We start from the raw sequence: 12,038 nt of genomic DNA, 5'->3' as shown, positions 1-12,038 counted from the left end.
TAACTTTTAGTCACAAGGAATTCCAAATAAATCTAAACCTTCACTCCAGAATCTTTTAACAGGCTTGTTCTTTTTTACAATATATATTGCTCTGGCAGGAAATGAACATTTACTGTTTTCAGGATCTCTTCCCCAAATAAAATCATCATTATAACCAAAATAAGCATTTCCAATATTGGCAAATACTTTAGTTTTGATATCGTCTTTATAGTCGTAATCTTTGCTTTTCTCTTCATGATAATCACGTACTTTTTTCTGAACATCAAAATAGCTTTTCTGATAGTTAATTTTGAGTAACTGTTTGGAACAAAAAATAGGTTTTCCATTTTTGGTTGTGTCAAAATTTTCAATTGGAAAAGCGAGAATATTGGTACGACACTCATCGAGTCCGCAAACAACTTTATTGATCGTTATTTTTGAAAACCCTTTTGTGCCATAAACGTAGTAACTCTTTTCTGCAATTTTTTTAATCTGGTCTTCTAATGTTTTACTTCTAATAAGTTTATAGCTTCCTAAAGTATCATAATATTCAAAGTTTCGAGTTCTGTTACTTTTTGGGGCTTCCACAACATTGTATAGAGTATCTTTGGTACTTATCTCATTAAAAATTTTATCAAACGCAGTTCCTTCACCAGTATTCTGGTCGTTAAGATTTATTACAATTGCTGTTGTTGTTTTTGATAAATTATAAACACAAAACAGTGTTGTATCAATATCGATTTTATCTAAAGTGTCTAATTTTGCTGGTGCAATATTTGTTTTAAGAGTTGTTTCGTTTTTCTGTTGACAAGAGATTAATAAAAGACTTAAAAAGAAACCGGTTATGTTTTTCATTTTGGATTAATTTGATTAATGCAATTTACATTTTCCGGTAAAGTTCTCAATTCTTGTTAATATTTTATTAGTCAATTTAAAAAAAAGACAAGTAATTCTGGGGGAAATCACTTGTCTTTAAAAATTACTTCGTTTCGATAATACTGATCGCATAACCGCCGCCAGGAGCAGACAACTGAGATAATTTTGATTTATTGGTTACAGCAATTTTCTTGATGGTGTAAGCTTGCGGATTTGTTTTGTAATGCGCGTCTTTTGCATCAGCATAAATTGTTGCTGTGTATTTTTTTCCTTTTTCAAGGAAGCTGAAATCGATGTTTGATGTACGTGAAGTTTCACCATTTACATTTCCAACGAACCAGTTGTTTGTTCCTTTTGCTTTACGGGCAACAGTGATAAAATCACCCGGCTCAGCTTCAATATATTTGCTTTCAGACCAGTCTACCGCTACATCCTTAATAAATTGGAAGGCATCCGGAAAACGGTTGTAGTTTTCAGGAGTATCAGCAGCCATTTGCAACGGACTGTACATGGTAACGTATAATGCCAATTGATTTGCCAGTGTACTGTTTACATGAGACTTGTTATCAGGATTCATTTTGCTGATATCCATTTCGAAAATTCCCGGAGTGTAATCCATTGGACCTCCGATTAAACGTGTGAAAGGTAAAACGGTTACGTGATTTGGTTTAGAACCTCCAAAAGCCTGGTATTCTGTTCCTCTTGCCGCTTCGTTTCCAATTAAATTCGGGTAGGTTCTGCAAATTCCTGTTGGACGAACTGCTTCGTGAGCGTTCACCATAATTTTGTAATCGGCTGCTTTTTCGATGGCATATTGATAATGGTTGACAATCCACTGATCATAATGGTTTTCACCACGAGGCAGGATGTCTCCAACATAGCCACTTTTTACAGCATCGTATTCATTGTCTTTCATGAATTGGTAGGCCTTGTCCATATGGCGCTCGTAGTTGCGAACAGAACCTGAAGTTTCGTGGTGCATGATGATTTTGACTCCTTTAGATTTTGCATATGCGTGTAAACCTTTTACATCAAAATCAGGGTAAGGCGTTACAAAGTCAAAAACATAATCTTTAGAGTGCCCGAACCAGTCTTCCCAGCCTTCGTTCCATCCTTCCACTAAAACGGCATCGAAACCATTTGCAGCAGCAAAATCAATGTATTTCTTTACGTTAGCATTATTTGCTCCGTGAGTTCCGTTTGGTTTTGCTTTTGAGAAATCAGAAACACCCAATTGTACGGTTGGAAAATCGTTGGTATAAGACCATGAGCTTTTTCCAGTAATCATTTCCCACCAAACACCAATGTATTTTACAGGCTTAATCCATGAAGTATCCTCAATTTTTGAGGGATCATTTAAATTTAAAGTCATTTTTGAAGCTAAGATTTCTCTCGCATCATCGCTTACCATAATAGTTCTCCATGGAGAGTGGCTTGGAGCCTGCATATATCCTTTGTCTCCTTTTGCATCTGGAGTTAACCAAGACTCGAAAATCATGTTTTTATCATCTAAATTCAGGTGCATGCAAGAATAGTTGATCAAAGCTGCTTCGTGTAAATTGATGTAGATACCGTCGTTTGTTTTTAACATCAAAGAAGTCTGAACTCCTGTTGGAGAGAAAGATTTTTGCGAAACATTTGCCGTATACGCTTTTTCAGAAAGACCTCTGATTTCAGATAATTTCGATTTGGTATAATCATATTCCTGAGTGTCGTAATCTCCCGGAATCCAGAATGCAGTGTGGTCACCCGCCATTGCAAATTGTGTTCTCTCTTCTTTGATTACAAAATAGGTAAGATTTTTTTGTGTTGGGAATTCATATCGGAATCCTAATCCGTCATCAAACAAACGGAAACGAATTACAATTTGACGATCCGTTCCTTTTTGATTTAAAGTTACAGCCAGTTCATTGTAATGGTTTCTGATTTGATCTACTTCTCCCCAAACCGGTTTCCAGTTTTCGTCAAAAGTGCTTATTTTGGTATCGACAACTGTAAAATCATTTAATAAAGATTTTTTATCGTCTTTAAGTTCAAGACCTAATTTACTGGTTTTTACAACCTCTTTATTTTTGTATTTTAAATTGTAAGTTGGAGTTCCGTCGTTTTGAAGCGAAAATTCCATTACGAACTTTCCTTCGGGTGATTTTAATTGTTGTGCCTTTGCAATCGAGCCAAAAGCAAACAGGATTAAACTTGCGAAAAATAAGTTTTTCATGTTTTTGGGTTTTAAGTGTGTTGTATTAATTTATTTGCAACAATTTGTCTGCGGTTACAGGATTTCCGTTCACTGCAATGGTTAGATCCTGATCGCCGTCTACCGTAAAAGTTGTTTCGTTATGATTTACAGTCACTTTTAAAATTTGATTTCTGAAATTAATTTTAAAAGAATAACCTTTCCATTCTTTTGGAATTTTTGGAGAAAAATGAAGCTGATCGTTTTTCACACGCATTCCGCCAAAACCTTCTACTATACTCATCCATGTTCCGGCCATTGAGGTAATGTGACAGCCTTCTTCAACTTCTTTGTTGTAATCATCGAGATCCAAACGGGAGGTTCTTAAATAGAAAGTATAAGCCATATCCATTTTGTCTAAAACAGCTGCCTGAATAGAGTGTACACATGGAGATAATGAACTTTCATGAACCGTAAAAGATTCGTAAAACTCAAAATTACGTTTTAATTCTTCTTTAGAAAAATGATCTTCAAAGAAATAGAAACATTGTAAAACGTCGGCTTGTTTGATGTAAGGCGAACGTAAAACGCGATCCCATGACCATTTTTGATTGATAGGACGCTGCGAGCGGTCTAAGTCTTTTACCGGAACTAAATCTTTGTCTAAGAAACCGTCCTGCTGCAGGTAAATGCCCAATTCGTCAGAAGTTGGGAAATACATATTATTGGCTACTTTTTTCCATTCCGCAATTTCAGCTGCCGAAAGCGTTACTTTTTCGATGATTCGCTTGTGGTCTGATGGGTATTCAGCAGCTACTTTTTTAATTTGTTCTTCCGCATAATCAATACACCATTTTGCAATATAATTGGTATAGAAATTATTGTTGATATTGTTCTCGTATTCATTTGGCCCTGTAACGCCCAGAATAACGTATTGATTTTTTTCTTTAGAGAAAGAAGCTCTCTGGTGCCAGAAACGTGCAATTCCGATAAGTACTTCTAAACCTTTTTCAGGAATATAAGAGTAGTCTCCGGTGAAACGATGGTAGTTGTAAATAGCAAAAGCAATCGCTCCATTTCTGTGAATTTCTTCGTGAGTGATTTCCCATTCGTTATGGCATTCTTCGCCATTCATGGTTACCATTGGGTACAAAGCAGCACCGTTTTTGAAACCTAAATTGTCTTTGGCGTTTTCGATTGCCTTATCCAGTTGATTGAAACGGTAAGTCAGTAAATTACGGGCCACCTGCTGATCTTTAGTTGCCATGTAAAACGGAATACAATAAGCCTCAGTATCCCAATAGGTAGATCCGCCATATTTTTCTCCGGTGAAACCTTTAGGTCCGATATTCAAACGGCTGTCTTTTCCTAAGTAAGTCTGATTTAACTGAAAAATATTAAAACGGATTCCCTGTTGTGCTTTTACGTCTCCGTCAATGGTAATGTCTGACATTTCCCAGATTTTACTCCAGGCATTGATTTGATTCTGAAGTAGAGTGTCATAACCAAGAGCAACGGCAGTTTTAATACATTTTTCGGCTGCAATCAGCGTATTTTCGTGGTTTAAAGAAACGGTATAACCACCAATTTTTTGGATCGATGAGGTTTGCCCTTTTGCGATAATGGTACCGTATGTAAATTGAATTTTATCTGCAGTTGAATCAATTGTTGAAGGCGAAATGTTTACGTTTTCTCCGTTTGCAAAAATCGTATTGTGCATAAAAGTCGTTACTTTAAAATGCGTTTTAAACGTTTGTGCGGTGACAAAAGCTTCGTTTGCTCCTTTTTTAACTTCAAGAGGCTCCCAGAACTTTTCGTCCCAGTTGGCATCTTCATTGGTTACCCCTGCGTCAATATAAGGTTTGTAAACAATTTTGGCATCTTTGTTTAAAGGTGTGATTTCGTATTTGATAATTCCGGTTTCATCCAGATCTAAAGAGAGAAAACGACGAATGTTTACGGCAATTTCGGTTCCGTTTTTTAATGTTGCTTCAAAAGAACGATTGTACCAGCCTTCTTTCATATTCAATTCTCTGCGGAAATTTTTCACAGCAGTACATTGGTGCAGGTCTAGGTTTTCTTCGTTGATCTGAATGTCAATTCCAATCCAGTTTGGAGCGTTTAGTACTTTGGCAAAATATTTAGGGTATCCATTTTTCCACCAGCCTACTTTTGTTTTGTCCGGATAATAAATTCCGGCGATGTAACTTCCTTGAAAAGTTTCACCTGAATAGGTTTCTTCAAAATTGGCACGTTGCCCCATAGCACCGTTTCCGATGCTAAAAAGACTTTCTGATGATTTTACTCTCTCAGCGTCAAAGCCTTCTTCGATGATGGACCAATTGTCTGGTTTAATGTAATCTTGATTCATTTTTGTGATTGATTGATTTATTTTGCGATTAATGATTTGATGAATTGAATATCCATTGAGGTAAAATCCTTAAAGATATACTGTGCCTCGTGCAGAATTGTTTTTGAACCGATTCCGATACTGGTCATTTTTCCAATATTAGCGGCCTGAACTCCGGCAACTGAATCTTCAAAAACAATGGCATCCTCCGGGCTAATATTTAGCAATTGAGCGGCTTTTAAGAAAACTTCCGGATCTGGTTTGGCATTGGTAACGTCATTTCCGTCCACAATAACATCGAAGTACGAAAGAATTCCGGTTTTCTCCAGAATTGGACGCGCATTTTTACTGGCAGAACCCAATGCAATTCCCTGATTTTTTTCTTTTAAGAGTTGCAGAATTTTAAAAACTCCGGGAAGAATTTCACTTTCATTCATGTCAACCAAATAAGACAAGTAATCTTCGTTTTTCTGAATGAGCCATTTGTCTTTGTCTTCCTGTGAAGCCTGAACATTTCCTAATTCGAGAATTATGTCTAATGAACGAACGCGGCTTACACCTTTTAGTAATTCGTTGTGTTCGTGTGTAAAATTTATGTTTAAGGCCTTTGCAATTTTCTGCCAGGCTAAAAAGTGGTATTTAGCGGTATCAACGATCACTCCATCAAGATCGAAGATGAATGCTTTTTTATTATTCATGAATTTCAATTTTAGTTCTGCTATTTACTCTAAGGGTAAGTAATCCGGCAAATATCATAGATACTCCTCCGATGATTAAGGCGTATATGGGTTCGTTGTGAAAGAATTGTTTGATGACAAATCCTAGGATAGTAGCGGCCACAATTTGCGGTATCACAACAAAGAAGTTGAAAACTCCCATGTAATACCCCATTTTTGCTGCAGGCAATGCTCCGGATAACATGGCATAAGGCATTGAAAGTATACTTGCCCACGCAATACCAACGCCTAACATTGGAAGGATCAGCATTTGTTTATCAGCAATAAAATAGATAGAGATTAAACCAACACCTCCGGCACATAAAGCCAATAAATGTGTTGCTCTAACGCCTACTTTTTTTGCGATGACCGGCAATAAAAAAGCAACTGCTGCGGCAATTCCGTTATAAACGGTAAACAAAACCGAAACCCAGTCGGCGGCATCATTGTATACTTTAGAAGTAGTGTCTGTTGTGCCAAAAATATGCTGTGTAACTGCTTGTGTAGTATAAATCCACATAGAGAATAAGGCAAACCAGGAGAAGAACTGAACCCAGGCCAGTTTTTTCATAGTGGCTGGCATGTTCAATAGATCGGTCATGATTATCGTAAAACCATTGTGAACTTTAGAAGTTCGTAGTTGGGAAGCGATCATGAATAATACCCCCATGAAAACTAAACCGATAAAAAGAATGTAAAGTTCCTTCGCCAGACTGTTTTCGAAAATTAAAAAGGAAACCAATGCTCCAATTACGGTCAATAATACTCCTAAAAATAATTGTCTTTTGATGTTGCTTTCAGATTCTGTTTCGGGATTGAGAATGAGATCTTCCTTGTCTTTTTTGCTTTGAACTTCAAAAGCATGAAGCTCTTCGGGTGTATATTCTGTAGTTTTAAAAACAGTCCATAAAACAGAAAGCAGGAAAACAATTCCGCCAATATAAAAAGACCATTTAACAGAGTCCGGAATAATTCCTTCCGCGGCAGTATTGCTTACGCCAAAAACATTGGTAAAAAGATACGGCAAAACAGAGCCTACAACCGCACCGGTTCCGATAAAGAAACTTTGCATGGCAAAACCTAAAGTGCGTTGTTTTTCGGGTAAATTGTCGCCAACAAAAGCGCGAAAAGGTTCCATCGAAACATTAATCGAGGCATCCATGATCCATAAAGTACCTGCAGCTATCCATAAAGTTGGAGAGTTGGGCATGATGAATAAGGCAATAGAAGACAAGATGGCTCCAATTAAAAAATAGGGGCGGCGTCGGCCTAAACGAGTCCAAGTTCTATCGCTAAAATAACCAATTACGGGTTGGATAATTAATCCTGAAACCGGAGCCGCAATCCATAAAATTGGAATTTCGTCAATTTTGGCACCCAGAGTTTCAAAAATTCTTGAAGTATTTGCGTTTTGCAGTGCAAAACCAAACTGTATTCCCAAGAAACCGAAACTCATGTTCCAAATTTCCCAGAAACTTAATTTACGCTTTTCCATTATCGTAATTAAAGAATTAATTAGACGATAAGCGCTTTGCTTATCAAAACTTACTTATTATTTCGAAGTAAAAGTAAAAGCTTTGAGCAGGCGTAAAAGTATTAATTATTTTTTTAAATACGCTAACAAAAAAGTCATAAATGTTATTTAAGACTTTAGAAAATGTTGATTTTTAGGTTTTTAGTCAGTAGATTCTCGTTTTATAAGATGTGTTTCGATGACTTCTGTGGTGTAATTTTCGTTTTCTTCTTCGTCATCATCGTGTTCGGCTTCGAGTCTTTCGATCAGCATTTTAGCGGCTTTGTTACCCATTTTTTCACCGCTCTGGCTTACGGTTGTAATGCTTGGAGTGGAGTATTTGGAAATAATTCCGTCAGTAAAGGCAATTACGGCCAGATCTTCTGGAACTTTTAATCCCATTTTGTTCGCTGTTTTGATAATGGTTACGGCAAAAAGCTCATTCACAGCAAAAACGGCATCAAACGCACGGTCGTGTAAAAGCTGGCTGATGGTGATTTCGCAAGTGTCTACATCTTCGATTTTGATGATTAAATCCTCATTAAAAGGTAATCCATTGTCGAGGAGCGCTTTTTCGTAACCGTCGGTTCTGAGTTTTCCCACACTTACATAATCTACCGTAGTGACCAAAGCGATTTTTTTTCGGCCATTGTCTATCAAACTTTGAACAGCTTCATAGGCAGCAGCTTTATCATCAATAATTACTTTGTCGCACAAGATGTCGTTAGTGACGCGATCGAACATGACTACTGGCATCCCCTGATTGATGACTTCGGTAATGTGGTGGAAATCACCTTTGTATTGTGTTTCTTTAGAGAGTGACATGATAAAACCATCGATACTTCCGTTGGCTAACATTTCCATATTCAAAACTTCTTTATCGAAAGAATCATCAGACAAACAGATCACGACACTATAACCATTTTCGTTGGCTACCTGTTCGATTCCGTTGATCACAGTAGAGAAAAAATGATGTACAATTTCCGGAATGATAATACCAATACTTTTGGTTTTTCGATTTTTTAAACTAAGGGCGATATTGTTGGGCTTGTAGTTGTAAAACTTTGCAAATGCCTGCACTTTTGCGCGCGTTTCTTCTCCTATTTCAAGACTGTCTCTGAGTGATTTAGAAACAGTTGAGATAGAAACATCAAGTTCCTTTGCGATCTGCTTTAGGGTTATTTTACGTTTCATAATTGTTATTTGAAAAAAATCTAATTGTTAATAAAGGTATCTTATATTTTTATAATCGACAATTTTTGACTTAAAAGATTACAAAAAATAGAAAGTTTTCAACACTACCACGTTTTCGTAAACCTATAAAAAAGGCAACTGGTTGAGCATGTTAATTAATTCCTAATTTTGAAATTCGAAGTAAAATTAAAAACTTAACTAACAATCAAAAACTCAAACTAATTTAAACAAAAAGTATGAAAACAATTTACAAAAAGTTGTTATTTTTATTCCTCTTGTTGCCGTTTACGGTGCTAGCTCAAAGCACTTTAACCGGAACAGTTGCCGACCTGGCAACGGGACAACCAATCCCGGGAGTAAATGTAAATGTACAGGGTGCTCCGGGCGGAACATCAACAGATTTTGACGGTAAATTTCAGTTATCTAACGTAAAAAATGGGGACAAAATTTTGGTTTCATTTATTGGATATAAGACGTCAACTGTAACTTATAATGGTCAAAAAATACTAAACGTTTCTCTGGAAGAAGATACCAATCAGCTTAAAGAAGTTGTCGTGCAAGTAGGTTACGGTACGGTTAAGAAAAAGGATGCAACAGGTTCTGTATCTCAAATCGCTGCAAAAGACTTCAACAAAGGAATTAACGTGACTCCGGAGAGTTTAATTAGCGGTCGTATCTCAGGTGTGAATGTAACAGGAGGTGGTGCTCCGGGAGCTAAAGCAGATATCAGAATTCGTGGAGGATCTTCTTTAAATGCTTCAAACGAGCCATTAATTGTTTTAGACGGACTTCCGTTAAGCAATGCGGTACCAAGCGGTTCTACCAGTATTTTATCTACCATTGATCCTAATGATATTGAATCTTTTACAGTACTTAAAGATGCATCTGCTGCTGCAATCTACGGATCAAGAGCTGCAAATGGTGTAATCGTAATTACAACTAAAAAAGGATCGAAAGGTGGGGTTAAAGTGAACTTCAGTTCTCAGGTTGGTATTAATACAGTAGCCAATACAGTGGATGTAATGAGTGCTGATCAATACAGAGAATTAGTAAAAACCAAAGGTACTCCTGCACAACAGGCTTTACTAGGGAATGCAAATACAAACTGGCAGGATGAAATTTTTCATACAGCCTTGACAACCAACAATAATATTTCTGTAAGCGGTTCTTTATTTGATAAATTGCCAGTACGTTTATCTGTTGGTAATATTGATAATCCTGGAATCTTAAGAAACACTTCTTTTGAAAGAACTACGACATCGATATCGTTAAATCCGATATTGTTTGACAATCATTTAAAAATCGATATTAGCGGAAATTTAGCTTTCGGTAAAAATCAATTTCAGGATGAGGGTGGAGTTATTGGAAGTGCTATCGGATTTGATCCTACGCAACCGGTTTATAAGACAGGTTCTCGTTACGGAGGATACTTTGAATGGTTGGAGCCAAACGGAAATTTACCGTTATTACCAGCAAGAAATCCTGTAGCAAGATTAAATCAGGACAACAGAAGAGCAACTTCAACCAGAAAATGGGGGAATGTTAGAGTAGACTATAAACTTCACTTCTTTGAAGATTTAAGAGTTGTTGCTGAAGCAGGTATCGATAGATTTGACAGCAGCGGATTTACCGAAGTAAGTACACAAAGTATTTTAGGATTTCAGCCAAAAGCATTTAGCGATCCGGGTTATGTAAATCTTGGAAACTATTCCAGATATACGGATGCACTTCAAAATAAAAATTTAAATGCTTATTTTAATTATACTAAAGATTTAGGAAAAATTAAAATTGATGCAACGGCAGGTTATAACTACCAATTATTTCAAAAAGAAAAATATTCATCTGGAGAAACAAGACAGCCAAATCCTAATGAGGACGTAGCTACAGATCCGGATGTGAATTTACAATCGTTCTTCGGACGTTTGAATTTAGGGTATGACAGCAGATATTTACTGACTTTAAATTATAGAAGAGACGGAACTTCCCGTTTTTCTAAAGACAACAGATGGGGGAACTTCGCAGGAGGTGCTTTTGCATGGAATGTTGCCGAAGAAGCTTTCTTAAAAGGGAATTCAACGGTTTCCAGTTTGAAATTAAGAGTAGGTTACGGAACTACAGGTCAACAGGATATCTCTGCTCAGTATGATTATTTACAAAGAGTAACTTTAGGAACGATTAATTCACAATACATTTTTGGTAATACCATCTATCCAACTGCAAGACCAGAAGGATATAACGAAAATATCAAATGGGAAGAATTGGCAGAATCTAACATCGGTATCGATTACGGATTCTTCAATGACAGAATTACAGGATCTATCAACTATTTTGATAAAAAATCATCTGATTTATTAGCAGATATTGCAGTTCCTGATGGAGCTAATATTAGAAATCAAGGTTTCTTTAATATTGGAAGTGTAAGAACAAAAGGGGTTGAATTTAGTATTGCCTCTGATATTATTAAAAACGATAATCTGACTTGGAATGTAGCTTTTAATACGACTTATATTGATCAGAATATTTCGGAATTAGGAATTACAGTTCCTGGTTTTCAGGGGTATTTAACGGGAGATAACATTGCCGGAGGAAACGGAAATAAAATCCTGATTAACTCAGTAGGTTATGCACCAAATTCATTTTTTGTATACGAGCAATTATACGATGCAAACAAAAGACCAATTGCAGGGGCTTATGTAGACAGAAACGGAGACGGAAAAATTGATACGGCTGACCGTTACAGAGCTGGAAAAGCAGCACCTGATTATACTTTTGGATTGTTTTCTACCATAAACTACAAAAAGTTTGACTTTACAATGAACTGGAGAGCAAGTGTAGGCAATAAAATTTTTGATAACGTAAGTTCTAATTTAGGTTATTCTGACGCGGGATTAAGAAGACAAACAGATTTGTCTAACGTAAGTTCAGATTACTACAATACAGGTTTCACTTTTGAAGACAATGGGACATCACGTTACTTGTCTGACTATTTTGTGAAAGATGCTTCTTTTATCAAATTAGACAACGTAACACTTGGATATACTTTTGATAAAACTATCATTAAAGGTGCTTCTTTAAGATTTACAGCTGGAGTTCAGAATGTTTTCATTCTAACAAAATACAATGGTTTAGATCCTGAGAAATTCAACGGAATTGATAATAACGTTTATCCAAGAGCAAGAACATTCTTGTTTGGTGTAAATGCGAATTTCTAATAGTAGACTGAAAATCAAAAAT

At 36.4% G+C, this 12,038-nt stretch carries 7 protein-coding genes; 1 reads left to right on the top strand and 6 read right to left on the bottom strand.

Annotated elements, in window-relative coordinates; genetic code table 11:
• Positions 1-6: 6 nt before the first annotated feature.
• The 6 genes from FLA105534_RS16035 to FLA105534_RS16010 all read right to left on the bottom strand — a co-directional run bounded on the left by FLA105534_RS16035 (position 7) and on the right by FLA105534_RS16010 (position 8,804).
• Positions 7-834 (bottom strand): hypothetical protein, encoded by an 828-nt coding sequence (locus FLA105534_RS16035; protein WP_173967131.1) that lies wholly within the window; start codon positions 832-834, stop codon positions 7-9.
• A 124-nt stretch (positions 835-958) separates the two neighbouring features.
• Positions 959-3,073 carry a glycoside hydrolase family 97 protein gene (locus FLA105534_RS16030; protein ID WP_173967130.1) on the bottom strand — a complete coding sequence of 705 codons (2,115 nt, stop codon included), beginning with the start codon at positions 3,071-3,073 and terminating at the stop codon, positions 959-961.
• A 25-nt stretch (positions 3,074-3,098) separates the two neighbouring features.
• Complete coding sequence (locus FLA105534_RS16025) at positions 3,099-5,402, bottom strand: glycoside hydrolase family 65 protein (protein WP_173967129.1); 2,304 nt, start codon at positions 5,400-5,402, stop codon at positions 3,099-3,101.
• Between the two features lie 17 nt (positions 5,403-5,419).
• Complete coding sequence (pgmB, locus tag FLA105534_RS16020; RefSeq protein WP_173967128.1) at positions 5,420-6,079, bottom strand: beta-phosphoglucomutase; 660 nt, start codon at positions 6,077-6,079, stop codon at positions 5,420-5,422.
• Positions 6,072-7,592, bottom strand: a complete 1,521-nt coding sequence (locus FLA105534_RS16015) for an MFS transporter (RefSeq protein WP_173967127.1) — start codon at positions 7,590-7,592, stop codon at positions 6,072-6,074. The genes pgmB and FLA105534_RS16015 overlap by 8 nt, the downstream gene beginning before the upstream one ends.
• A gap of 180 nt (positions 7,593-7,772) precedes the next feature.
• A complete protein-coding gene (locus FLA105534_RS16010; RefSeq protein ID WP_173967126.1) occupies positions 7,773-8,804 on the bottom strand; it encodes a LacI family DNA-binding transcriptional regulator in 1,032 nt (343 codons plus the stop codon).
• A gap of 236 nt (positions 8,805-9,040) precedes the next feature.
• On the opposite strand from FLA105534_RS16010, the gene FLA105534_RS16005 reads away from it, so the two are divergent.
• Positions 9,041-12,016, top strand: a complete 2,976-nt coding sequence (locus FLA105534_RS16005; RefSeq protein ID WP_173967125.1) for a SusC/RagA family TonB-linked outer membrane protein — start codon at positions 9,041-9,043, stop codon at positions 12,014-12,016.
• Positions 12,017-12,038 lie beyond the last annotated feature (22 nt).

This window comes from Flavobacterium collinsii, assembly GCF_902804485.1.
GTDB classification, from domain to species: Bacteria; Bacteroidota; Bacteroidia; order Flavobacteriales; family Flavobacteriaceae; genus Flavobacterium; species Flavobacterium collinsii.
The sequence above is the reverse complement of the archived record's forward strand: the minus strand, read 5'-3'. Positions and strand labels throughout refer to the sequence as shown.

Excerpts from the sequence above, each read along its gene's own strand:
- FLA105534_RS16035 (WP_173967131.1), bottom strand. The coding sequence starts at position 834 with ATGAAAAACATAACCGGTTTCTTTTTAAGTCTTTTATTAATCTCTTGT.
- FLA105534_RS16030 (WP_173967130.1), bottom strand. The coding sequence starts at position 3,073 with ATGAAAAACTTATTTTTCGCAAGTTTAATCCTGTTTGCTTTTGGCTCG.
- FLA105534_RS16025 (WP_173967129.1), bottom strand. The coding sequence starts at position 5,402 with ATGAATCAAGATTACATTAAACCAGACAATTGGTCCATCATCGAAGAA.
- pgmB (WP_173967128.1), bottom strand. The coding sequence starts at position 6,079 with ATGAATAATAAAAAAGCATTCATCTTCGATCTTGATGGAGTGATCGTT.
- FLA105534_RS16015 (WP_173967127.1), bottom strand. The coding sequence starts at position 7,592 with ATGGAAAAGCGTAAATTAAGTTTCTGGGAAATTTGGAACATGAGTTTC.
- FLA105534_RS16010 (WP_173967126.1), bottom strand. The coding sequence starts at position 8,804 with ATGAAACGTAAAATAACCCTAAAGCAGATCGCAAAGGAACTTGATGTT.
- FLA105534_RS16005 (WP_173967125.1), top strand. The coding sequence starts at position 9,041 with ATGAAAACAATTTACAAAAAGTTGTTATTTTTATTCCTCTTGTTGCCG.